This window comes from Variovorax sp. YR634, assembly GCF_900106655.1.
GTDB lineage: Bacteria > Pseudomonadota > Gammaproteobacteria > Burkholderiales > Burkholderiaceae_C > Variovorax.
Genome location: NZ_FNOL01000003.1, coordinates 307,546 through 331,668, shown reverse-complemented (window position 1 = coordinate 331,668; position 24,123 = coordinate 307,546). Strand labels below are relative to the sequence as shown.

Below are 24,123 nucleotides of genomic sequence, written 5' to 3'. Positions count from 1 at the left end.
ACGGCTTGTGGCCCTAACGCGCGGCCTCGATATGCGTTACGGTCGGCTTTCCCTTGACGACCTCCACATGAAACCTGACCTTGTCGCCCGCTTTGACCTGGGTGAGCATCTTCTTGTCGGCCACGTCGAAGCCCATGGTCATGGCCGGCATGGCAAGGTTGGGAATGTCACCGTGCTTTAGCACGATCACGCCACCGGCCTGATCGATCTTCTGGACGACTGCGTCGGTCAGCATGCCGGCCGCCTGCTGATTGGACGGCGGCATTTTCATGGACGACATGTCGTCCTTCGACATCTGGGCCTGAGCCGCAGCGGATGCGACGAGCAGGGCGAACGTGACGGGATGCAAGACCTTCATTGAATAGCTCCTTCGGTGGGTTGAGTGGAAACGGCAGACAAACGGTTACGCGCAACTTGGCCGCGTCGACGCAGCAGATACCAGGCAGCAGGAACAACGAGCATGCTCAGCAGCGGCGCGGTGACCATGCCGCCCACCATGGGCGCGGCAATGCGGGTCATCACCTCCGAGCCGGTGCCGCTGCCCCACAGGATGGGCAGCAGACCGGCCATCACGACGGCCACGGTCATGGCCTTGGGGCGCACGCGCAGTACGGCACCTTCGCGGATCGCGGCCAGCAGGGTTTCGTCGTTCATCGGCTCTCCGGCGTCGAGGCGCCGTGCCAGCGCGTTCTTCAGGTAGACCAGCATCACCACGCCGAACTCTGCCGCCACGCCGGCCAGCGCGATGAAGCCCACCGCCGTCGCGACCGAGATCGAATGGCCCAGCGCCCAGATCAGCCAGAAGCCGCCGATGAGCGAGAACGGCACGGCCGCCATTACCAGGGCCGCATCGGCGAACGACCTGAACAGCAGGTACAGCAGAACGAAGATGACTGCGAGCGTGACCGGGACGACCAGCTTCAGCCGCTCGGTTGCACGCTCCAGGTACTCGAACTGGCCGGACCACGACACCGCGTAGCCGGCAGGCATCTTCACGGCCTTGTCGACCGCGGCCTGCATGTCGTTGACGGCGGAGCGCAGGTCGCGGCCGCGCACGTCGACGTAGACCCAGCCCGAGAGCCGTGCGTTCTCGCTGCGCAGCATCGGCGGGCCGTCTTCGATGGCGATCTTCGCAACGTCGCCCAGCAGTAACGTCGCACCCTTGTCGGTCACGAACGGCAACTGCCGCAGTCGCTCCAGCGAATCGCGGATCTCGCGTGGGTAGCGCACGTTGATGGGATAGCGCTCGCGGCCCTGGATGACTTCGCCGACGTTCTCGCCGCCGATGGCCGTGGACACCACGGCTTGCACGTTCGCCACCGAGAGCCCGTGGCGCGTCGCCGCTAGCCGGTCGACATCGACGTCGATATAGCGCCCGCCGGTGAGCCGCTCCGCCAGCGCCGACGACACGCCGGGAACGCCCTTGACCGCCGCCTCGATCTGCGTGGTGAGCGAATCGATGGTGGCCAGGTCTGCCCCAGCGATCTTGATGCCGACCGGGCTCTTGATGCCTGTGGCCAGCATGTCGATGCGGTTGCGGATGGGCGGCACCCACACGTTGGTCAGGCCCGGCACTTTGACGGCGCGGTCCAGCTCTTCGACCAGCTTGTCCGGCGTCATGCCGGTGCGCCATTGCGCCTTCGGCTTGAACTGGATGGTGGTCTCGAACATCTCGAGCGGCGCGGGGTCGGTCGCGGTGTCCGCGCGGCCGGCCTTGCCGAACACGCGCGCGACTTCGGGCACGGTCTTGATCAAACGGTCGGTCTGCTGAAGCAGCTCGGAGGCCTTCGACGCCGACAGCCCCGGCAGCGCGGAGGGCATGTAGAGCAGGTCGCCTTCGTCCAGCGGCGGCATGAACTCGCCGCCCAGCCGCATCAGCGGCACCGCGGTCAGTGCCAGCAGCACTGCGGCAACGGCGAGCGTTCCCTTGGGAAAGCGCAGCACCAGCTCCAGCGCGGGCCGGTACACCGCCATCAGGAAGCGATTCACGGGGTTGGCGCCTTCGTGCGGAATGCGCCCGCGCACCAGGTAGCCCATGAGTACCGGAATCAGCGTGACCGACAGGCTCGCCGCGGCCGCCATGGCGTAGGTCTTGGTGAAGGCCAGCGGCGAGAACAGCCGCCCCTCCTGCGCCTCGAGCGAGAACACGGGCACGAAGGACAGCGTGATCACCAGCAGCGAGAAGAACAGTGCGGGCCCGACCTCTACCGACGCATCGGCGACGAGGCGCCATCGTTCCACCACCGTAGGCTGGCGGCCCTGCGCCGTCTCGAAAGCCTCGACGTGCTTGTGCGCGTTCTCGACCATCACGATGGCGCCGTCGACCATCGCGCCGATGGCAATTGCGATGCCGCCCAGCGACATGATGTTGGCGTTGACGCCTTGCCAGTGCATGACGACGAACGCCGCCAGCACGCCAATCGGCAGCGCCACCACCGCCACCAGCGCCGAGCGCAGGTGGAACAGGAAGACCGCGCAGACCAGCGCCACCACGATGAACTCTTCGATCAGCTTGCCGCGCAGGTTCTCCACGGCGCGGTCGATCAGCAGCGAGCGGTCGTAGGTAGCCACGATCTCGACTCCCGGCGGCAGGCTGGGCTTGAGCGTTTCGAGCTTCGCCTTGACGGCCTCGATGGTCGAGCGCGCGTTCTTGCCCGAGCGCATGACGATCACGCCGCCAGCCACTTCGCCTTCGCCGTCCAGCTCCGCGATGCCGCGACGCATTTCGGGGCCGATCTGCACCGTCGCCACGTCGCGCAACAGCACCGGCGTGGCGCCCGTCACGGAAAGCGGGATAGTGCGGAAGTCGTCGAGCGAGCGCAGGTAGCCGCGCGAACGCACCATGTATTCGGCCTCCGCGAATTCGATGACCGAGCCGCCCGATGCCTGGTTGGCCTTCTGCAAGGCCTCCACCACCGCCTGTTGCGTAATGCCCAGTGCGCGCATGCGGTTGGGGTCGAGCACCACCTGGTACTGGCGCACCATGCCGCCGATGCTCGCGACCTCGGCCACGTCGGGCACGGTCTTGAGCTCGAACTTGAGGAACCAGTCGTTCAGCGCGCGCAGTTGCCCGATGTCGCGCTTGCCCGTACGGTCGACCAGCGCGTACTCGTAGACCCAGCCCACGCCTGTTGCATCAGGGCCCAGCGACGCATTGGCGCCCGCGGGGAGCCTGCTTTGCACCTGGTTCAGGTATTCGACGACGCGCGAGCGCGCCCAGTACGGATCGGTCTTGTCGTCGAACAGCACGTAGACGAACGAATCGCCGAAGAACGAGTAGCCGCGCACCGTCTTGGCGCCGGGCACGCTGAGCATCGTGGTGGTCAGCGGATACGTGACGAGGTCTTCGACCACCTGGGGCGCCTTGCCGGGAAAGGGCGTGCGGATGATGACCTGCGTGTCCGAGAGGTCGGGCAGCGCGTCGAGCGGCGTGCGGGCGACGGACCACCAGCCCGCGGCCACCAGGAACAGGGTCGCGATCAGCACCAGGAAGCGGTTGCCGACCGACCAGCGGATCAGGGCGGCGATCATTGCTTGGCGCCCTGTTGCATGCGCTGCACGGAGACCAGCTCGTAGCCTGTCGGGCCGCCTTCCTTGAACTCGAAGCGGACCTGATCGCCAGGCTTGATTTCCGGGAAAGCGTTCGGCGATGCCTTGGCGAAACCCATCGTCATCGACGGCCACTTGAGCGTTGCGACGGGGCCGTGCGAGATGGTGATATCGCCAGGGGCCACGCTTTCGACCTTGCCCTCAGCCTTGTGAAGCACCGTGGCCGGTGGGGCAGTTGCAGGCGAAGAGGCCATGTTGCCCAGCACGGAACGCAGTCGGGCCTCGGAGTCGATCAGGAACTGGCCGCTGGCGACAACCTGATCGCCTTCGCGCAGGCCCGAAACGACTTCGGTGTCGTCGCCCAAGTCCGTGCCCAGCGACACGTCGCGCGGCTCGAATGCGCCGTCGGCCTTGCGCACGATGACGACAGCGCGCTTGCCGGTGCGGATGACGGCCTCGGATGGCACGATCAGGCGGGTGCTGGCGGGGCCGGCCACCTGCAGACGCAGCAGCATGCCGGGCGTCAGCTTTCCGTTTCTGTTGTCGACCTCGAAGCGGGCCTTCAGGGTGCGGGTCGAGGTGCTGATCTCGGGAAGTATCTCGTCGAGCATTCCATCGAAAGACTGGGCCGCGTCAGCCTGAAGGACGGCCTTGACCTTCTGGCCGAGCGCTAGACGCACTGCCTGCGTTTCCGGAATCTCGGCCACTGCCCAGACCTTCTCCAGGCCTGCGATGCGAAACAGCGTCATGCCGGGCGTGACCGCGACGCCTTCGCGTACGCCCAACTCAGCCACCACGCCGTCGGACGGTGCGGTGAGCACGTAGCGCGCCTGTGCCGTGCCGGTTTCTTCGCTGCGTCGGATGAGCTCGGCGGGGATAGACATGGCCCGCATGCGCTCGCGCGCAGCTGCGACGAGATCGGGGGCAACGCCCGATCGCTTCAGGGCAAGCAGCTCGTTCTGCGGTCCGAGCCACTCCGGCGCGAAGACTGTCGCCAGCGCCTGGCCCTTGCGCACGCGTTCCATGGGCGCGCGGACCGACAGGCGTTCGATGTAGCCGGCGACGCGTGTCTGCACGACGACATTGAGCCGCTCGTCGAACTGCACGGTGCCGACTGCGTCGAAGGACGCGGAGGTTTCTGCGCGCCGCACGCTGGCATACCGGATGCCGAGGTTCTGCTGGACCGTGGAGTTCACCTGTACGCCGCCTTCATTGGCCGCGCCCGTTGCGCTGTCTGCGTACATGGGCACCAGTTGCATGTCCATGAAGGGCGACTTGCCGGGCTTGTCGAAGCGCGGGCCCGGAACCATGGGATCGTGCCAGTAGAGAACCTTGCGGCCGTCGGCTGTGGATGTGGGGACCGGCGCGGCCATCGACGTGTCCGTGGGCTGGGCTGTCTTGCGGCCGAGGTAGAAGGCGCTCGCTGCGAGCAACAGGGCGGCCAGCAGCGAGGCGCCGATCATGCGTGTTCGATTCATTGCACCACCTCGGCAGTGAGCGGCCGGAAGGCCAGTTGGACTTGGGTTCTGGCAAGGTCGCGCTGCAGCGTCAGCAGCTTGCGCTGTGCTTCGACTTCGGCATGTCGCGCCTCGAACAGGGCGACGAGGCTGCCCTGGTTGGACTGGTAGGCCGCGGTCGCGGCGGCTGTTCTTTGACTGGCAGGAACGACGACACCGGAGCGATAGCGGTCGATGCGCTGCTCCAGGCGTTGCGCGTCGCTGCGCAGCGACCGGTATTCGGCGGTTGCGGCTCGGGTCGCTTCAGCCAGATCGGCTTCGGCTTTCCCGACCAGCGCCAGCTTGGCAGCGGTGTCCCGGTCTTGCCTTTCGCCGGGAGCAACGGGTAGCGGGATGCTCACGCTCACCGACACCATGTCTGAATAGCCGGTGCGCTGGCCGTAGGCGAGCTCCCAGGTCCAGTTGGGCTTGCGGTTTGACGCGGTGACGGCTGCCGTCTGCCTTGCCACATCGACGTCGCGCTGCATTGCCGCGACCGTGGGGTGCGCTGCTACGTAAGCCTCTTCGGGCGGCACGGCGATGGCGCCCGGAGGCAGCAACTCGTCGGGAGGTACGCCGACCCATCGTTGGAAAGCGACGCCAGCGGCGCCTTGCTGCTGCAGGATGTCTGCCGTCTCGTCTTCAGAGATGCCTCTTGCACCGGCCAGTGCCAGCACGTCCTGGCTGTTCCCCGCGGCCGAGGACAGGCGTGCGCGCGATGCTTCCAGCTCTTCATGCGCATGGTGCTCCATGAGCCTGGCGAGCTTCAGGCTCTCGCCGGCGTAGAAGGCGTCCACGTACGCGAGCGCCGTCTGCCGGCGGGTGTCGGCGGCAGCGGCTTGCACCTGCACGGTCTCCCGGCCGACCGCGGCATCGGCGGCGGCCTGCCGCGCGGCGCGCTTGTCGGCGGACAGCCATTCCTGGCTGATGCCGATGCGCTTCATCGTCATCGAGTCACGGGTTGTGTGAAAGCGGTCCGGCCCGGTCGCGGGCAGGTTGTCGACGCCGATGCGCAGCGTGGGGTCGGGAAGCTGGGCGGCGGCTTGCGCCGCCTCCGTGGCACTCGATGCACCGGCACGGGCGGCGCGGGTGGTTTCGGAGCGCCGGGCTGCAAGCTGAAGCGCTGCCTCAAGAGACAGGGGGGCCGCCGTCGCAAGGTACGGCAGCAACGCAACGGCCAATGCGGCCGCGCGTGGGAAGGGGATGAACATGAAAACTCCGCAGACGAACGAGGTAATCGCTGGCAAGCGGACGAGCCGCACCAGCACCGGTCAGTCGACGGAGATTTCAGACGCGAAGTCTGCCTGTGGCGAGGAAGACGGGGTCGGGCGGCGGATGTTGCCGCTCCGGCACGGCCTGCTGCGGAAGGGCGTGGCCTTCTGACACCAGCACCAAGGGTATGACCACGACCTGCACGATGGCGGGCAGCGAAGGGGTGGTCAATTTCACTGGCTCGAAGGACAGCGACATGTCGGCGGTATGCTGGAAGCACAGCACCGGTTGGGCCATGTCCATGCCTTCGCAGGGTTCGCCCGAAGCCATCATTTCGGACATGGAACCCGCATCCGGCGCACCTGGGCAAACGTAGCCTGCAAGCGCCAGCTGCGAGAACAGCAGCGACAGGACCACGAGGAACGTGGTCAGGCAGCGGGGGAGCTGGCGGCGGCTGGGCATGGCGGGTTTAGTGTATCTCCGGCGTTCGAAGTTCAATGACCGACGGGGCCGGGCTGATCACGCCGCCTTCGGCTCGGGAATGACCGCCGTCAACGCAAAGTCGACGAGATAGAGCCAGGTTTCTTCCAGACCCATGATGCTGTGATGGTTCGACGCGGGAACCGTCTGTACGCTGACCGGGGTGGGCCATGCGGCGATGAGTTTTTGCGAGCGCTCGGGAAGCACGACGTCGTCGTGCTCGGCCAGCAGCACCTGGGTTTTCGCGGCGACCTCTTTGCAGTGCTCCAGCGAGTTGAACTGGTGCCGCAGCAGCAGCGACAGCGGCACGAGCGGGAAGCGCTTCTTCGCTACTTCCAGCATCGAGTCGTAGGGGGTGACGAGTTGCAGGCTCTCGAAGTCTTGTCGCGCCACGAGCTGGATGGCTACGCCAGTCCCCAGGCTGCGGCCGACCACGTGCAGGCGTGCATGCGGAAAGGCGCGGCGCAGATGGTTGGCGAACTGGCTCGCGTCTTCGACGGATGCGATCTCGGAAGGGCGCCCCTGCGAGTCGGCCACCCCGCGGTAGTTGAGCGCGGCAAAGCCGAAGCCCTCGGGCAGCCAGTGCAGCATCTGCGCGGTGGCGCGCACGTCTTCGCCGCGGCCGGCGAAGTAGACGAACAGGTCCCGCAGCGAGTCTTCACCCTGGGGGTGATAGACATACCCGCGGACCATGCCGCCCGGCACGGTGTGGGAGTACGTGGAGAAGTCGTCCGACAGATGGACGACGGGCAGTTTGCGGGCGTTGAAGAGGATGTGCCCCTGGCGCGTGGCAAGCAGGGTCCAGTACGCCGCGATGCTGCCAATGGCGGCAGCCGAGGCCGACAGGGCAATGCGGGAGACTTTGGATGACAAGGTAGGCTCCGGAGGAAAGACTGATACGTGGCGCCTAGTTTCGCCTCATTCCTCCGTGCAGGGCCTTTGTCGGCTTCTTCCGCCTAGTGGGACGCGATCAGCTCCTGGTAGGCGCGTGGCGCGTTGGGTGCGTAGGTGCTCAACGACGTGGTCGCGGATGCCGCAGCAGTGTGCTGCCGCTCCAGCTTGAACCTGCCGACGATCCGCGACAGGCTGCCCGCCTGCTCCTGCAGCGATTGGGCTGCAGCCGAGGCCTCTTCGACCAGCGCCGCGTTCTGCTGCGTCGCCTGGTCCATCTGCGTGACGGCCTGGTTGATCTGCTCGATGCCCGAGGTCTGCTCCTGGCTCGCTGCGCTGATCTCGCCCATGATGTCCGTCACGCGCTTCACGCTGCCGACGATCTCTTCCATGGTGCGGCCGGCATCGGCCACCTGCCGGCTGCCTTCCTCGACCTTGTCGACGGAGTCGCCGATCAGCGTCTTGATTTCCTTGGCCGCCGCGGCCGAGCGCTGCGCCAGGCTGCGCACTTCGGAGGCGACCACAGCGAAGCCACGCCCCTGGTCGCCCGCGCGCGCCGCCTCGACGGCCGCATTGAGCGCCAGGATGTTGGTCTGGAACGCGATGCCGTCGATCACGCTGATGATGTCCACGATCTTCTTCGAGGACGCATTGATCGAGCCCATCGTCTCCACCACCTGGAACACGACGCTGCCGCCCTTGACTGCCACTTCAGAGGCGGAGGTGGCCAGCTGGTTGGCCTGGCGTGCGTTGTCCGCGTTCTGCTTCACGGTGGAGGTGAGCTCCTCAAGGGAGGCCGCCGTCTGCTCCAGCGAGCTGGCCTGTTCTTCGGTGCGCGACGACAGGTCCTGGTTGCCCGTGGCGATCTGCGAGCTGGCCGTGGATACATTCATCACCACGCCATGCACCTGCGTCAGCGAGCCCTGCAAGGCGGTGCGCATCTGGTCGAGAGCGCGCAGCAGGTGCCCGGTTTCGTCCTTGGCGTAGCTTGGCTGGACTGCGCCCGTGAGGTCCATCTCGGCGATCGACTGCGCGATGGTTTCGGCGCTTCGCAGCGGGCGCGTGATGCTGCGTGCCAGCAGCCAGGCCAGCAGGGTGCCGAGCACCAGGCTCACGGCGGAACACACGATCAGCAGCGTGCTGGTCTGTGCGCGCAGATTGTTGGCGCGGGCGGCGGCGGCATCGAGCTGCTCGCGCTGCATGTCCACCACTTGCTGCACGCCCGCGATGTAGCTGACCGAGGTGGGCTGGAACTGGGAGTCGAAGATGCGGTTGGCGCCTTCGAGGTCGCCCTTCAGCTTGAACTTGCTGACTTCCTCGCGCGAGGCGAGGTAGGCCTTTCGCAGGTTGCCGACCTTCTCGAGCAGTTCACGCTCCTCGGGCTTGACCAGCTTGCCTTCGATGAACTTCTGCAGCTCGTTGGTGTCCTTGATCGACTTGGCCGTGGCCGGCGCGAAGTAGTCGATCAGGCTGGCGTCGCTGCTCTTGGCAATGGCCGCCGCCCGCTGCACGCCCGACGTGGTGTGGCGCAGCCAGTCGGAGCCGGCGCGCTCGGTCTTGACGTTGTCCTCGATCATGGCGTCGATCTCCTGGCTGAGCTGCTGCAGCTTCCACACCGCGGCGACGCTGGTGGCGAGAAAGAGCGCCAGGATGGCGCCCAGCACGATGGCCAGGCGCTTGCCAATTGAAACGTTGCTCAGAAACATATTCGGACTCCGGAATCCAGGGGAATGGCTGGATATCGGCAGTCCAAATGAAAACTTTAGTAAATGGCCTACGGATGGAGCCGCGCCGGCCCTCGGGCCCCTGCTTCAGATCTTCAGGGGAGCGAACGACTTGACCAGATCGTCCAGCGCCTTGATCTGCGTCAGGAACGGTTCCAGCTTGTCCAGCGGCAGTGCGCTCGGGCCATCGCACTTGGCCTGCGCCGGATCAGGGTGGGCTTCGAGGAAGAGGCCGGCCAGGCCGACGGCCATGCCGGCACGTGCCAGGTCGGCCACCTGCTCGCGGCGGCCGCCCGATGCGGCGGCGCCGGCTTCGCGCTGCTGCAGCGCGTGGGTCACGTCGAAGATGATGGGCAGGTTCTGCGTGACCTTCTTCATGACGCCGAAGCCCAGCATGTCGACCACGAGGTTGTCGTAGCCGAAGCAGGTGCCGCGGTCGCACAGGATGAGCTTGTCGTTGCCGGCTTCCTTGAACTTCTCGACGATGTTGAGCATCTGCGAGGGGCTGAGGAACTGCGGCTTCTTGATGTTGATGATGCGGCCCGTCTTGGCCAGCGCCACGACGAGGTCGGTCTGGCGCGCGAGAAAGGCGGGCAGCTGGAGCACGTCGACCACTTCCGCGACCGGGGCCGCCTGCGCGGTTTCGTGCACGTCGGTCAGCACGGGCACGCCGAAGGCGTCTTTCACGGCCTGCAGGATCTTCAGGCCTTCGTCCAGGCCGGGACCGCGGTAGGAGTGGATGGAGGAGCGGTTGGCCTTGTCGAAGCTGCCCTTGAAGACGTAGGGAATGCCCAGTTTCTGCGTGACGCGCACGTACTCCTCGGCGCTGCGCAGGGCCAGGTCCTTCGATTCGAGAACGTTGACGCCGCCGAAGAGGACGAAGGGGGCTTCGTTGCTGGCGTTGACTTGAGGGGTGATGGTGACGGTGGACAAGGTTTTCTCCTGGACAGGTGCTTCACTGCAGGCGCCTATTGTCGTTGCGCCGGCAGGAGGGGGTCAGCCTGCGGGCGTTACCGTCAGGTAAAAGGGCGTCAGAGTCCCGGCCACGGGCCGCAGCAGCTTGAGCAGCAACGGGCGTCCATACCCTTCGCCCGCCAGCCGCTTGAGCAGGTCGGACAGCTGGGCCAGCGGCACTCCGTCGCAGCCAATGAGGATGTCGCCGCTGCGTAGCCCGTCGCGCGCGGCGGCCGAGCCGGCCACCACCTCGACCACGCGCACCCCGGTGGCCACGGGCCATTCGTTCTCGCGCACCCAACGCCTGGGCAATGCCACGGCCGCGCATTGCACGCCCAGCTTGCCGCGGCGCACCGCGCCATGACGCATCAGCTCTCCGGCCACCCAGCGCGCGGTGTCGATGGCCACCGCGAAGCTCAGGCCTTGCGCCGAAGGGATCACCGCCGTGTTCACGCCGATGACCTGCGCCGCGCTGTCCAGCAGCGGGCCGCCCGAGTTGCCGGGGTTGAGGGCCACGTCGGTCTGGATCACGTCCTCGATCATCCGGCCGCCCCGCGCGGGCAGGCTGCGGCCCAGCGCGCTCACGATGCCGGCGGTCACGGTGAAGTCGAATCCCAGCGGGTTGCCGACCGCCACGGCCAGCTGGCCGGGTTGCAGGGCGGCGGAACTGCCCAGAGGCAGGAAGGTGCGCGGGTGCGACTCGATGCGCAGCACCGCGATATCGGTCGAGGCGTCCAGCCCGACCAGGCGCGCGACGCTTTCGGTGCCGTCTGCGAATGCGGCGCGCAGCTCGCTCGCGCCCTCGACCACGTGGGCATTGGTGAGCGTGAAGCCGTCGGGCGTGAACAGGAAGCCGGAGCCGCTGCCCTGGCCGCCCGCGCCGCCGCGCTGTGCCTGCTTTCGGACCTTGATGTGGGCGACCGCCGCGCTGGCGGTGTGCGCCACCTGCGTGACGGTGGCCGAGTAGGAGTCAAGAATGAATTCGTCGCGCGCGCCCATGGAGCACCTCTTTTCAGTCGCCAGATCCCAGAGGAAATGGCGGCATGCCGGAGGTTTTCAACCCGGGCACGGGAAGCCGGCAGGGCCATCGTTTCAGTGCCCGGCGTTCATGAAGCCTTCAGCAGAGGCTCAGCGATTCTTCAGCAGCCGCCCGGACACTGGGGCTCCCAAGAACTACACCGACAGCACGGGGAACACAGCTTGAAGCACCTCATTCTTCTGCTTGCAGTCGCCAGCCTTGCGGCCGGCTGCGGCCACGACAACCACCGCCGCAATCGTGACCGCGACCACAACGGCATTCCTGACCGCTATGAACGCAACCGCGACAGCGATGGCGACGGCGTGCCCGATCGCTATGACCGCCGGCCGGACAACCCGCGCAAGTACTGATCGCCTCGTCGCTCAGGGCGCCTTCGGCCGCGACGACGGTTCCCACGAGTCGGGCGTGGTCGCCACCAGCGACTTGAAGTCCTTCCACGGCCGCGCGCCCGGGATGGTGCGCCCGCCGACGATCAGCGACTTCGCGAACACCACCATGCGCTCGCGCAGATAGGCCTGGTCGGATGCGGGCCAGGTCTCGATCGAGTGCGGCCCGCGCGCCAGCACGATCTCTTTCAAGCCGCGGATGCGGTTGTAGGCGGCCACGGTGCCTTCGAGCGTTTCCGCGCGGTCCCACAGGCCCTTGCCGAAGAAGGCGGCGGGCCAGCGGTCCATGCCCGCGAGCGTGGAGGAGTTCGGATAGAACACGATGTGGTGATCGGCCGCCATGCCGCCCAGGAACAGGTTGCGGTCGGCCAGGTCGGGCGAGTCGCCCACATAGCCCGCGCCGCTGGCGAACGACGACAGCAATATCGCACCGCGAATGTTCCGCAGGCCCTTGGGCGGCGTGCAGTTGGGCTCGGGCATGTCGAAGCTGCACTGGGCCACGTAGTTTCTCGTCATGGCCCAGGCGGTGGACATCGAGCCGCGCGAGTAGCCGCCGAGTACCAGCGGGATCTCGCTCGATGGCATGCCTGCGAGCAGCTTGCCCCGGGTGGCTTCGCCTTCGAGCACTTCGCCCTGGGGCGTGAGGATGCGCAGCCCGCGCCCGGTTTCCAGCGCCGTGAGCGCGCGGAACACGTCTTCGCCTTGCTCCAGCGTGTTGGTGTCGCTGAAACCGCCCGACAAGCCTTCGCCGCGCCGGTCGTAGGCCAGCACGTCGAAGCCGGCCTGGTTGAGCGCATACAGGTTCTCGCGCCACCAGCGCTGGCCCATGGTCTCGGTGGTCGCGTTGGGAAAGTTGATGGGAATGGTCTTGCCGGTCTTCTCGTCGACGCGGTACGACGCCTCGTCGGGGTGCTGGATGGCCGTGAGCTGCCCGCCGCCCCCCGGCGCCATGATGACCAGCGCGCGCACCTTCTTGCCCTTGCCGCCGTCCACGCCGGCGCCTTCGATGTACCAGCCGCGCAGCTTGATGTCGCCGGTCATCTTCAGGTCGATGCGCTCGAAGGTGTCGCGCGGCGCGGTGAACTCGACCACGTAGGTGCGGGCGTCGGCCCCGGCGATGCCTTCGCGGTACGGCGCCTTGGCGAAGAAGGCGGGCCGGCGGATCTGCTTCAGGTCGACCAGGCCGTCAGGATCGATCTTGCCGGAGGGGTCGACCACGCCTGTCGAGCGCGTGGCGCGTTCCTTGTTGGGCGGCAGCCAGCGCTGCATCTGCGCGTCGATGCGCTTGAAGCACGCCGGGTCTTCCTTGCAGGCGCGCCAGCGGGCCTTGAGCTTGTCGTCGGTGAATTCTGCGATGTGATAGTCGCCGCCCGCATAGCCGGAAGGCGTGGGGTTGGCCGTCATCAGCACTGGCACGCAGACCTTGGTGCCCTTGCTGCTCTTCTGGTCCTGCGGCAGCAGGTAGCCGCCCATCATGGCGTTGCGGTCGGTGCCGACCCAGGCGGTGCAGTCGGTGGGCGGCGGCGTGCTGGCGGTTGCCAGGCGCTGGGCTTCCGTGGGGCCGCTGCATGCTCCCAACAAAAGCAGTGCGGCAGCGAGGCCGGATGCGGCTGCGCGGCGGCGGAGCCGGGCAGGGCGCGTGATCGTTTCGGTCATCGAGTCGGGTGCTCCGGAAAGGCTCCGGGAACAGGAAATCTGGAAGCTGCGATCTTCGCCGGATCGGCGCTGCGCAATGGAAGCCGAAGCCGTTTCCGGATACAAGTTCTCTCCTTGTTGTCTGTAGGACATTTCCTGCACGCGCATGCGAATTTTTCTACTCTTTGCGGTTGCTGCGTGCGCGTCCAATCGCCGCCGCTTCACAAGGAGACAAGAGAGATGAACTTCGAAGGCATCTATTGCTTCGACACCGCGAGCGTGCGATTTGCCTTCTACCCCGAAGGCCCCGGCGGCCCGCGTGTCGTCGCGCAGATTTCCGAGGAAACCCTGCACGACGAATTCGGCGCGCGCGAAGTCGGCGACAGCCTGCTGGAGACATGCAGGCAGCACTTTCACGTCATAGAGCCCGTGGCCGTCGCGCGCTACCAAGCCGAGCCGCATCGGTCCATCACGCTCACAATCGACGACTTCGCGCTGCACGCCTGAGCCGCCAAGGCTTGAAGGCGCCGTGAGCGATTCAATCAACCGTGCCCGGCAGGCGCGCGGTGACGAATCTCGCTCTGCAGCGCACGCTGGCCGGCCGAGAGCGCCAGTTCATAGCTCTCCACAGCGTCATACGCTTTGCGCAGCACGCGCGGGTGCGTGCCCTTGTCGTCGGTTTCGAGCAACTGCCAGACAAAGGCGCCCGGCAACGGTTCTTCAATGGTGAGTTCGATGGGGTGTGTCATGGGTTCACCATGGCGCGGCGGGGGAGTCTTGTCTGTAGGTCGGCGGCGACGGCTGCTGCGCGAAGGCGGGGCAAACGCCGGGCATCCGGGCGCAATTTCACCGGCATGCGGTGGCGGCGCAGCCAAGTAATTCATATGCATTACATCGCCCGAAAAACCTTCGACGTAATCTTACAAAGCGTGACTAAATGCCTTGCTGAGATGTAACGCTATCCCATAATCGCGCCCCTGCAACGCGTGTCTGGACACAAATGTGTTGCGGATTAACAAAGATTTGAGGGAGCGCTAAACATGAATCGGCACTTGCACCGCGTTGTTTTCAATGCGGCCAGAGGTATGCGTATGGTGGTCCAGGAGACGGCCACCAGTACCGGCAAGGGTGCGAGCAAGGCGACGACCGCAGCGGGCGCCATGGCCATCGCCGGCGTGCTGATGGCAACGTCGGCACATGCACAGATCGTCGGCGCGCCCAATGTGCCGGGCAATCTTCGCCCGACGGTGCTGCTGGCGCCCAACGGCGTGCCGCTGGTCAACATCCAGACTCCTTCGGCCGCAGGCGTTTCGCGCAACGTCTACAACCAGTTCAATGTGGGCGCGAACGGCGCGATCCTGAACAACAGCCGGGTGAACGTGCAGACCCAACTGGGCGGGTTCGTTCAAGGCAATCCTTACCTCGCAACGGGGCCGGCGCGCATCATCCTGAACGAAATCAACGGCGGCTCGCCGAGCCAGCTTCGCGGGTACATCGAAGTGGGTGGCCAGCGCGCCGAAGTGATCATTGCGAACCCGGCCGGCATCAGCGTGGACGGAGGCGGTTTCATCAACGCCTCGCGGGCTACGCTCACCACGGGCACGCCGCAGTTCAATGCGATCGGGGGGCTCGACAGCTTCTTGGTTCGTGGCGGCACCGTCACCATCGATGGTGCGGGGCTCGATGCGAGCAAGACCGACTATGCGGCCATTCTGGCGCGTGCGGTGCAGGTCAATGCTGGTATCTGGGCGAGTGAGCTCAAGGTGGTGACTGGTGCGAACGAGATTAGTGCCGATCACAGCCAAGTTACACCGACAGCGGGCACTGGTGCTGCTCCCGCATTTGCGTTGGACGTGGCCGCACTCGGAGGCATGTATGCCGGAAAAATCGTTTTGATTGGCACAGAGGCCGGCCTCGGCGTCCGAAACGCTGGGACGATCCAGGCCACACCCGGCGCGACCGCATTGGCGGGCGCAGGCCAACTCGTGGTCACCAGCGCCGGACGTCTCGAGAACATCGGAACGATCCAGGGCACGGCCGATGCGAACCTCGCAGCAACGGGGCTTGCCAACAGCGGTCGCATCAGCAGCGGCGGCAACCTGAAAATCGCCACGCAAGACAGCTTGACCAATTCGCTCAATGGGGTGGGCGGCACGCTCGAAGGTGCGCGCGTCGAACTGGCCAGCGCAGGCGGCGATATCGACAACCGCACCGGCTTGATCCGCCAGACCAGCGCCACCGGACTCGCACTGAGCGCACCGGCGTTGAGCAACACGAACGGCGGCACCATTGGCCTGGAGCCTGTGGCGCAAGCAACGTCGCAGCCCGACGGGGGGGCGGGGACCGGCACCAATACCGGAAGCAGCACTGGAGCAGGTGGAGGCGCCGGCGGCAGTGCGACGAGCACGGGCAGCGGCGCTGAGTCTGGCAGCACCATCACGCCTGCACCGTACGTGCCGCCATCGCCTGGCACCATCACTGCCGCCGGGACCATTCGCAACGACGACGGCGGCCGCATCTATGCAGGAGGCCCCATCGATCTGCAGAGCGCGAACATCAAGAACAACGGCGGCACCCTGAGCGTCGCCAGCATGACGGTCAACCAGCCGATCTTCTCCAATCAGGGCGGCACGCTGAATGTCTCCAACGGCTTCAGTGCCAATGTCGGCAGCTTCGACAACACCGGAGGCAAGCTCAATGCAGGCAGCCTGAACATCGCCACCAGCAGTGATCTGATCAACACCGACGGCTTGCTGGCAAGCGCCACCGATGCCAATCTCGCAGTGGGAGGCAAGGCCGAGAACACACGAGGCACGATCGTGGCGACGGGCGCGCTGACCGCCAGCGTGGCCGGAGCGACCATCAACAACAGCGGCACCCTGGCTTCCAATCGGGGCCTGACACTCAACACCGGATCGCTCGAGAGCACCAAGGGCAGCATCCAGTCGGTACAGGCCGGCGTGCAGCTCGCGGTGGTCAACCAACTGGTGAACGGCACCGGCGGCAGCATCAACGCGGCCACGGACCTTGGCATCCAGGCTGGTTCGCTCGCCAACAGCGGCAGCCTGCGCGGCGCAAACGATGTCCATGTTGCCGTCGACGGCGAACTGACCAACGACGGCAGCGGCAGCATCACGGCAGGCCACAACACCACAATCACGGGCGGCAGCGTGCTTGGCAGCACGGCGGGCGTGTTCGGCGCGGGCATCCAGAACGACGGCACGGTCGGCGCCGTCGGCGATCTGCGTGTGACCACCGCCAATGCCTTGATCGCAAACGGAACCAATATCGCTGCCGGCAACGCCACGCTGCAGGGTGCGAGCGTGGATCTCTCGGGCAGCCAGACCAGCGCCGCGAACATCGCCGTCACCTCCACGCTGGGCAACGTGACCACGAGTCACGCCAAGGTTGTTACCCCCGGCACCTTGAGCATCACGGCCGCCAAGGCGTTGTCGAACACCGAAGGTACGGTGGCTGCCGATGGCGCAACCATCATCGACGCTGCAAGCCTGGACAATTCGTCCGGTACGCTGGCCTCCGTGAAGGGCGATCTGCGCGTCACGACCATCGGTGCCACGACGAACAAGGCGGGCAGCATGCTGGCCTCCGGCATGGTCAAGCTCACGAACGACGGTCTCGACAACACCGACGGCAAAGTCAGCGGCAACAGCCTCTCTGTCGATGCGCACAGTGGCTCGCTCGACAACACCCGAGGCACCCTGGCCGCGGCCACCACGCTTGATCTGAACACGGGTGCGCTCGTGAACGACGCGGGCCTGATCCAGTCCGGCGGCGCGATGACCATCGACACGAAGGGCGCGGCGCTGACCAACACCAACGCAGCCAGTCACAGCTCGAAGCAAGGTGGCATCACCAGCGCAGATACGCTGACGTTGAAGGCGGGCGCGGTGAACAATACGGCCGGTTTCATCGGCGCGAAGAATGCGCTGGACGCCAAGATCCAGGGCTTCACCAACAAGGGCGGCGGCGAAGTGCTCGGCCAGTCCACGGTCGCCATCAACACCAACGGCGCGAACTACGACAACAGCGGCGGCAAGACGCTGGCTGTGGGCAACCTGGGCATCGAGGCTGGCAGCATCACCAATGCTGGTGGCCTGATCCGCTCGGCAGCCACCACCGCTCTCAATTCCGGCAGTGTTACCAACACCGACACCCAGGGCGCGGAACAGGGCATCGAAGGCAAGAGCGTCAGCATCACGTCGGCGTCCATCTTCAACAAGTCCGGCGCGATCCGTGCAGATGACAACGTCGCGCTGACCAGCACCGCGCAAATCGACAACTCCTTCGGTCTGGTCTCTGCTGGCGACACGCTCACTGTCAGAGACCCGGGCGCACCCAAGACCCTGTCAGTGCTCAACAGCGGCGGCACCCTGGTCGGCGGCAAGAACGTTGTCCTTGATGCGGGCGCGGTCACCTGGGACGGCAAGCTGCTGTCGCTGGGCGACATGGATCTCACCGTCAACCAGGACATCACCTTCGCGGCTGGCAGCCAGACCGTCGCCAACAACAACCTCACGCTCTCGACCACCGGCGACATCACCAACAACGGCAAGCTGGCCGCCGGCAACGAACTGACGCTCTCGGCCAAGGACATCGACAACACTGCGACCGGCGACATCCAGGGCAAGACAACGACCCTGAACGCCTCGGGTACGGTCACCAACCGTGGCGTGATCGATGGCAAGACCACCAGCATCAACGCTGGGACGCTGAACAATCGGGGCACCGGCCGCATCTACGGCGACCAGATCTCGATAGGCGTCGTCACGCTCAACAACGATGCCGAGACGGTGGGTGGCGTGGCTTCCGCGGGCACCATTGCCGCGCGCCAGCGACTGGATCTGGGCGTTACCAATCTGAACAATCGGGATGGCGCGCTCATTTTCAGCGACGGCGATCTCGCCATCGGCGGCACGCTCGTGGCCGGCAAGGCCAGCGGTTCGGCCGGCACGGTGAACAACTACGCCGCAACCATCGAGGCGTCTCAGAACATCGATATCAAGACTTCCTTCCTGAACAACACCAACGGTGGCGTGACCTGGACGATGCAAAGCGGCAAGGCGAGCGATCAGATCACTGAATACGCCCTGCCTGGAAGTGCGACGCGCTATGCCTCGGATCAACTGGTTTTCGTGACAGTGCAGGGGCCTTCGGTCGACTTCGAGCGCATGATGGGTGTGCTGTGGCCGAGTTTCGGCAGCCGTACCGAGGGACCTATTGCTGGCCAGTTCTCCGGCATCCTCGTGCCCTCTGCCAGCTACCCGCTCTCCCGGTACAAGGCCTACTACACGAACCCGCCGCGCAACAGCAGCGACCTGCATGGCACGCGTCAGATCAACATCGACTTCAGCGAGGATTTCACGGAGCCGGGTGCCTGGTACTCCCGCACCGATCCGATCTGGGCCACCTTTGGTGTGACACCTCCGGCGACGGACATCCCGACCGACAGCGTGCAATTGGCGGCCTATCTCGACGCCCACAAGCGCCTGGACGCTGCGACCGAAGCATTCATCAGGGACGTCTACGCGAACTACGCACGCTCCTACTACGCCTGGGTTTACACCGAATCGACCACCACGCCGGTGCTGCAGACCTCATCGCCCGCGCGGATCATTGCCGGCGGCAAGATGGACATCGTCGTGGGCAGCGGCACCAACGACATGAGCCAGATTCTTGCGAACAAGGCGCTCACCGTCACTGGCGGAACGATCGAGAACAAGAACGTCGAAGTCTCGGGTTCGCAGAACCGCACGGGCTGGCAGCACTACCAGGCTGGAGTTGGAGACCCCACGCTGGTCACCCCCTACAACACCTCCGTCCCCATCACGGTCACACTGGCCGCTGCGCGGCAAGAAGGCAATGTCACGGTGGTCGGCAGCGGCACGTCTACTGGCATCCTGACTCCAGGTCACGCCAACCAGGGTGTGGCCAGCGCCAGCGGCGTCAACAGCAGCGGTCCCGGAACCGGCGCGACAGGGCCTATCGTCCCTCCGATCATCGAAGTCAAGCTGGCGGCCAACTCCGGCGCACAGCAGATTGTGCGTACGACCTTGCCAGGCCTGACCCTGCCCACGGCCAGCCTGTTCCGCACGCATGCGGAAGCTTCGAGTCGCTACCTGATCGAGACCGACCCGCGCTTCGCCAACTACCGCAACTGGCTCAGCAGCGACTACCTGTTGAACAACCTGGGGGTGGACCCCAACAACACCCTCAAGCGCCTGGGTGACGGCTACTACGAACAGCGCCTGGTCCGCGAGCAGGTGGCGCAATTGACGGGCTACCGTTACCTGGACGGCTATGACAGCGACGAGAAGCAGTACGCGGCGTTGATGGACGCTGGGGTTACCTTCGCGCGCCAGTACGGACTGCGCCCGGGGATTGCCCTCACGGATGCACAGATGGCCCAGCTCACCAGTGACATCGTCTGGCTGGTGGAGCAAACCGTGACATTGCCGGACGGCAGCACCCAGCGCGTGCTGGTGCCGCAGGTCTACGTGCGCGTGAAGAACGGCGACATCGACGGCTCGGGCGCCTTGCTGGCCGGCAAGGAGGTCAACATCAAGATGGATGGCGATCTCGTCAACAGCGGCACGGTCGCCGGGCGGAGCACCGTCAAGATCACCGCGGAGAACATCCAGAACCTGAACGGGCGCATCTCTGGCGGCAGTCTCGACCTCACGGCCCGCACGGACCTGAACAACATCGGGGGCACGATTGACGCGGCCAGCCAGCTCAAGATCGAGGCGGGCCGCGACATCAATGTGCGCACTACCACCAGCAGCAGTGGACTGGCAATGGACATTGCGCCAGGGGCCGCAAGTCTGCGCGGCGCGACCATCGTCGATCGTGTGGCGGGTCTCTATGTGAGCGATCCAAAGGGTACGCTGGTGGCTTCGGCTGGCCGCGACGTCAACCTGATCGGCGCGCTGATCGCCAACAGCGGCAAAGAAGGCACGACCGAAATCGATGCAGGTCGCGACATCAACCTCGGCACCGTCGCGACGTCAAGACAAGATGCCACGATCCGAGATGCAGGCAACTACCGCGCGGAGGCCAGCACGCAGGAGGTAGGCACCCGCATCGAGGTTAGTGGCGACATCAGCCTGAATGCGAAGCGGGATGTCAACGTGCGCGCGGGCACCATCAACAGCACGGACGGGGCGCTGGAGGTGCTCGCAAAGCGCAACATCAATATCGACGCAGGCCAATCGAGCACTGCGCTGAACGCCGGGCTTCAAACCAGTGAGCATGGCTTCGGAGGGAGCGAAAGCCGAAAGGACCAAGGCACCTTCGGTTCGACCGGTGTCATCGGTAGCAGCCTGGGCGGCAAGACGGTGGTGCTGGATGCTGGCAATGACATTCGCATCCGCGGCTCGAATGTGGTCAGCGACAAGGGAACGGAACTCCAGGCCGGTAACAACGTCACCATCGAAGCTGCGCAGCAAACCCGAGACAGCCAGACTGTCAGCGAGACTTCCATGAGCGGCATCTTTGATGCGAGTTCGGGCTGGACCTGGGGCCACCAGGACATGCGAAGCACCAGCAAGAGCGGCGAGAGCACGGCCGTGAGCAGTACCGTTGGCTCCATCTCGGGCAACGTCACCATCACTGCCGGAAATCGCTATAGCCAAGTGGGTAGCGATGTGACCGCCCCCGGTGGCAACATCGACATTCAGGCGCGCGACGTGCAGATCGTCGAAGCACGTGAGAGCAGCCGTAGCGAGAGCACGCAAAGTTTTTCTCAAGGCGGTATCACGTTGGGCTTCAAGGCGCCGCTGATCGACATGATCCGGGGCATGGAAGAGACGACGGAGGCGATGGGCAACACCAAGGATGACCGGATGAAAGCGCTGGGCGCGGCAAGCATCGGACTCAGCGGCTATTCCGCCTACAAGGACATTGCACAGCAGGCTGCGACTCAAAACCCGAACGGCACCGGGGCAGTCAGCATGGGCGCGACGCTGACCGTCGGAAGCAGTTCGAGTGAATCCACACGCACGCAGAGCAGTGACACATCGGCCAGCTCACGCGTGCAGGCCGGCGGCAACGTCACCATCACCGCCACCGGTGGTGGGCGAGACTCCAATATTCTCGTGCGCGGCAGCCAGATCGACGCCGGGAAGAACATCAGTCTTGCGGCGGACAACAACGTCACGCTCGAGGCGGCCACCAATACCAAGAAGGAGAGCTCCACCAGCCGCAGCAGCAATGCGAGCATCGGTGTGGGCGTGAGCTTCGGTGAGACCAATGGCATCACACTCGAAGTTGCCGCAGGCAGCCAGAGCGGGCGCGACAACGGGACCGATGGTGCATGGACGAACACCACGGTCAAAGCGGGACAGCAGGTTAGCATCAAGAGCGGCGGCGATACCACTGTCCGAGGGGCCATCGTTTCAGGAAAGCGCATTGAAGCCGAAGTCGGCGGCAATCTGCGCATCGAAACGCTTCAGGACACAAGCACCTATCACAGCGACAGCAGCGGCGGTGGGTTCAGCGGGAGCTTCTGTATCTACGCGTGCTACGGAGGCAGCGTCAGCGTGGGCGCGAACAACATGCACGGCGATGGTGACTTTGCTAGCGCGACTCAGCAAAGCGGGTTCTTTGCGGGCGATGGAGGCTTTGGTGTCAGCGTTCGGGGCAACACGACCCTTGTCGGCGCGGCCATCAGCAGCAAGGATTCGGCCGTCGATGAAGGAAGGAACAGCTTCACCACCGGCAGCCTGACGATGACCGATCTCGTGAACCGGGACACTTTCAAGGGCAGTGGCTACAGCTTCAACATCAGCACGTCGGGCGGCGGTGGTGCGGGCATCGGCGACAGCGATATCGATCGGTCCAGTACCACCCGAAGCGGGATTTCGGGCATTGCAGGAAATACGGCGATCCGGACGGGCGTGGACGGCACCAATGCATTGCAGATGACCAGCCGTCAGCGTGCCATGCGAGACGTTCAAGCGCAGGTCTTGATCACATCGCAGTTCGGCTCGCAGGCCGCGCGCGCCGTTGGGGACTATGCCGAAGAGCAGTATCGAACGCTGATGCGGCAGGCCAATGCCATGGGACCCTCCTCTGAACGAGATGCGTTGATCGCAGAGGCTGCGAAGTGGGGTGAGAGCGGGGCATACCGCGTTGCCGCCCATATCGTCATCGGTGGGCTTGCTGGAGGAGCCGGTGGTGCTGCTGGCGCAGGGGCCGCCGCTGCCGGAGCCCGCTCGCTGAACGATTTGCAAGACAGCATGATGCAGGGATTGATCAGTGCGGGCTTGAGTCCGTCTGCCGCCCGGGTTGCGGCGAGCACGCTGGGCGTTGGATTCGCTTCCGTGGTTGGCGCCCTGGCCGGAGGGAGCGCGGGCGCTGCAGGCGCTTACAACACCGATGCCAACAATCGTGTTTTGCATCCGAGCGATACGGTGAATGCGTACCTACTCGCGGCCCAATCCGGTGGCAAGTACACCCCGGAGCAAATTGCGGAGGCCCTGCGATGGTCCGGTGTGCGTGACGCATCCGGCAAGGTTGTCGACCCCGCCAGCATGTGGCAGTCCTATGACTCGGCGACTGGGCAGGCATATGGCTCGCCGTCGCCAACCAGGACGGTGTCTGGGGATATGGTCTATGACCTCGGTTTGAGAGTCGTGCAGGATGGGTATGCGTTGCGCGAGGTTCAGCCTGGGGCACCCAGTCGAGACCTGATGAATTTCATTGTCCAGGGTACGGGTGGAGTGAGTTCGCCCTATGTCTTCGATACTCGGGGGATGACTTATGGGCCATCCAATAACTCCGACAACCCGCAGTATTTCCCCTGCGCCAGCACGACGTGCTTGGTTTACGGAGCGAACTGGAATCCGAACAATCCGACAAACCAGGCGCAGGCTGAACAAGGGCGAAATGCAGTTGGCGCAGTCGGCCTGATCGTGGGTGCGCCGCTTGTGGCGGCTTATGGCGTACCTGTATTGATGGGGTTGGGTGTTACTGCACAGTCGGTTCCCCTGACGGGAGGAGTTGCAAGTGTGACGACAGGAAAATGGCTCACTTCTGTAGGTGCAGGAGGAGGAATGGGCGCTGCTATTGAGTTCGCATCGCATCTCAACACAGCGACACCAGCCAGTCTTGGCATGGCCTTTTTAGGAGGCTCAGTCGGAGGCCCCGCCAAACTCAGCTTGAATGCCTACTTCGGATTGGCAAATCAGTGGGTGCCAACGACGCTGGGGAATTTTGGTACTTGGTACTTGAGTTCGCAGTTTGCAGCAACCCCTGTTCGGGAGATGGGGCAATCAGGCCTCAACGTAAATGGCAATACCTCTTGGTGGAATACTCCAATTCTCGGTTGCCAGCCTTCGCCTGGGAAGTCCTGCTAATTTTAAAAATGAAACCTGACATAAATATTCCCGGATATCCTTTTGATTTCAATGCAATACCGCTCTGGATTGAGCCCAATTTATTCAAATTTGACCTATTAATTCCTTGGCGAAGAACAAAAATCGCAATTTTTTATGCGTTATCTGCTGCGGTGGGAAATGGATTGGTATTTCTCCTGTTGTTTGTTCTTGTTGGAATAGTTCACAGCTTTGAAGGCAAGGCGGCGCTTGCTTTATTTGTGATTTGGGCGATTTCAAGCGGAGTGCTTGCTCCTTTGACTGGGCTTGCCGTTCTTTGGGATTTTACAAAGGCAAAACGCAAACATGAGGAGGAGTCGGAGAAGGCGAAGGATGCGTGATTGGTGAATTGAATAAATCAAA

General features: G+C 64.7%; 15 protein-coding genes. 4 read left to right on the top strand and 11 right to left on the bottom strand.

Features of this window, described 5'->3' with window-relative positions; genetic code table 11:
* Nucleotides 1-13: 13 nt before the first annotated feature.
* The 9 genes from BLV60_RS08190 to BLV60_RS08150 form a co-directional block, all read right to left on the bottom strand.
* Nucleotides 14-358 carry a copper-binding protein gene (locus BLV60_RS08190; RefSeq protein WP_176928741.1) on the bottom strand — a complete coding sequence of 115 codons (345 nt, stop codon included), beginning with the start codon at nt 356-358 and terminating at the stop codon, nt 14-16.
* Nucleotides 355-3,531: an efflux RND transporter permease subunit gene (locus BLV60_RS08185; RefSeq protein ID WP_256328897.1), complete on the bottom strand. Its 3,177-nt coding sequence runs from the start codon at nt 3,529-3,531 to the stop codon at nt 355-357. The genes BLV60_RS08190 and BLV60_RS08185 overlap by 4 nt, the downstream gene beginning before the upstream one ends.
* Nucleotides 3,528-5,027 (bottom strand): efflux RND transporter periplasmic adaptor subunit, encoded by a 1,500-nt coding sequence (locus BLV60_RS08180; RefSeq protein WP_093052717.1) that lies wholly within the window; start codon nt 5,025-5,027, stop codon nt 3,528-3,530. The genes BLV60_RS08185 and BLV60_RS08180 overlap by 4 nt, the downstream gene beginning before the upstream one ends.
* Nucleotides 5,024-6,256 carry a TolC family protein gene (locus tag BLV60_RS08175; RefSeq protein ID WP_093052714.1) on the bottom strand — a complete coding sequence of 411 codons (1,233 nt, stop codon included), beginning with the start codon at nt 6,254-6,256 and terminating at the stop codon, nt 5,024-5,026. Before BLV60_RS08175 ends, BLV60_RS08180 begins: the two co-directional genes overlap by 4 nt.
* Before the next feature lie 76 nt (nt 6,257-6,332).
* On the bottom strand, nt 6,333-6,719 hold the full coding sequence (locus tag BLV60_RS08170) for a hypothetical protein (protein WP_093052712.1): 387 nt from the start codon (nt 6,717-6,719) through the stop codon (nt 6,333-6,335).
* A 57-nt stretch (nt 6,720-6,776) separates the two neighbouring features.
* Complete coding sequence (locus BLV60_RS08165) at nt 6,777-7,610, bottom strand: alpha/beta hydrolase (RefSeq protein WP_093052709.1); 834 nt, start codon at nt 7,608-7,610, stop codon at nt 6,777-6,779.
* Between the two features lie 83 nt (nt 7,611-7,693).
* Nucleotides 7,694-9,334 carry a methyl-accepting chemotaxis protein gene (locus BLV60_RS08160; RefSeq protein WP_093052707.1) on the bottom strand — a complete coding sequence of 547 codons (1,641 nt, stop codon included), beginning with the start codon at nt 9,332-9,334 and terminating at the stop codon, nt 7,694-7,696.
* A 105-nt stretch (nt 9,335-9,439) separates the two neighbouring features.
* Entirely contained in the window at nt 9,440-10,285 is an 846-nt protein-coding gene (gene kdsA, locus BLV60_RS08155) for a 3-deoxy-8-phosphooctulonate synthase (protein ID WP_093052704.1), read from the bottom strand.
* Nucleotides 10,286-10,348: 63 nt separating this feature from the next.
* Nucleotides 10,349-11,305 carry a S1C family serine protease gene (locus BLV60_RS08150; RefSeq protein WP_093052701.1) on the bottom strand — a complete coding sequence of 319 codons (957 nt, stop codon included), beginning with the start codon at nt 11,303-11,305 and terminating at the stop codon, nt 10,349-10,351.
* A 201-nt stretch (nt 11,306-11,506) separates the two neighbouring features.
* Here BLV60_RS08150 and BLV60_RS08145 point away from each other — a divergent pair, with 201 nt between their 5' ends.
* Nucleotides 11,507-11,695, top strand: coding sequence for a hypothetical protein (locus tag BLV60_RS08145; protein WP_093052698.1), 189 nt, complete (start codon nt 11,507-11,509; stop codon nt 11,693-11,695).
* A 12-nt stretch (nt 11,696-11,707) separates the two neighbouring features.
* Here BLV60_RS08145 and BLV60_RS08140 read toward each other — a convergent pair whose 3' ends face one another.
* A complete protein-coding gene (locus tag BLV60_RS08140; protein WP_093052695.1) occupies nt 11,708-13,387 on the bottom strand; it encodes an alpha/beta fold hydrolase in 1,680 nt (559 codons plus the stop codon).
* A 219-nt stretch (nt 13,388-13,606) separates the two neighbouring features.
* Here BLV60_RS08140 and BLV60_RS08135 point away from each other — a divergent pair, with 219 nt between their 5' ends.
* Nucleotides 13,607-13,873 (top strand): hypothetical protein, encoded by a 267-nt coding sequence (locus tag BLV60_RS08135; protein ID WP_093052692.1) that lies wholly within the window; start codon nt 13,607-13,609, stop codon nt 13,871-13,873.
* A 35-nt stretch (nt 13,874-13,908) separates the two neighbouring features.
* Here BLV60_RS08135 and BLV60_RS08130 read toward each other — a convergent pair whose 3' ends face one another.
* Nucleotides 13,909-14,115 (bottom strand): hypothetical protein, encoded by a 207-nt coding sequence (locus BLV60_RS08130; RefSeq protein ID WP_093052689.1) that lies wholly within the window; start codon nt 14,113-14,115, stop codon nt 13,909-13,911.
* A gap of 291 nt (nt 14,116-14,406) precedes the next feature.
* Here BLV60_RS08130 and BLV60_RS08125 point away from each other — a divergent pair, with 291 nt between their 5' ends.
* A complete protein-coding gene (locus tag BLV60_RS08125; protein WP_093052686.1) occupies nt 14,407-23,742 on the top strand; it encodes a hemagglutinin repeat-containing protein in 9,336 nt (3,111 codons plus the stop codon).
* Nucleotides 23,712-24,101, top strand: coding sequence for a hypothetical protein (locus BLV60_RS33985; protein ID WP_176928740.1), 390 nt, complete (start codon nt 23,712-23,714; stop codon nt 24,099-24,101). The genes BLV60_RS08125 and BLV60_RS33985 overlap by 31 nt, the downstream gene beginning before the upstream one ends.
* The last annotated feature ends 22 nt before the right edge of the window (nt 24,102-24,123 follow it).

What these genes read in the sequence shown, in the direction of transcription:
- BLV60_RS08190 (WP_176928741.1), bottom strand. Translation starts at nt 358, where the DNA reads ATGAAGGTCTTGCATCCCGTCACGTTCGCCCTGCTCGTCGCATCCGCT.
- BLV60_RS08185 (WP_256328897.1), bottom strand. Translation starts at nt 3,531, where the DNA reads ATGATCGCCGCCCTGATCCGCTGGTCGGTCGGCAACCGCTTCCTGGTG.
- BLV60_RS08180 (WP_093052717.1), bottom strand. Translation starts at nt 5,027, where the DNA reads ATGAATCGAACACGCATGATCGGCGCCTCGCTGCTGGCCGCCCTGTTG.
- BLV60_RS08175 (WP_093052714.1), bottom strand. Translation starts at nt 6,256, where the DNA reads ATGTTCATCCCCTTCCCACGCGCGGCCGCATTGGCCGTTGCGTTGCTG.
- BLV60_RS08170 (WP_093052712.1), bottom strand. Translation starts at nt 6,719, where the DNA reads ATGCCCAGCCGCCGCCAGCTCCCCCGCTGCCTGACCACGTTCCTCGTG.
- BLV60_RS08160 (WP_093052707.1), bottom strand. Translation starts at nt 9,334, where the DNA reads ATGTTTCTGAGCAACGTTTCAATTGGCAAGCGCCTGGCCATCGTGCTG.
- BLV60_RS08150 (WP_093052701.1), bottom strand. Translation starts at nt 11,305, where the DNA reads ATGGGCGCGCGCGACGAATTCATTCTTGACTCCTACTCGGCCACCGTC.
- BLV60_RS08140 (WP_093052695.1), bottom strand. Translation starts at nt 13,387, where the DNA reads ATGACCGAAACGATCACGCGCCCTGCCCGGCTCCGCCGCCGCGCAGCC.
- BLV60_RS08135 (WP_093052692.1), top strand. Translation starts at nt 13,607, where the DNA reads ATGAACTTCGAAGGCATCTATTGCTTCGACACCGCGAGCGTGCGATTT.
- BLV60_RS08130 (WP_093052689.1), bottom strand. Translation starts at nt 14,115, where the DNA reads ATGACACACCCCATCGAACTCACCATTGAAGAACCGTTGCCGGGCGCC.
- BLV60_RS08125 (WP_093052686.1), top strand. Translation starts at nt 14,407, where the DNA reads ATGAATCGGCACTTGCACCGCGTTGTTTTCAATGCGGCCAGAGGTATG.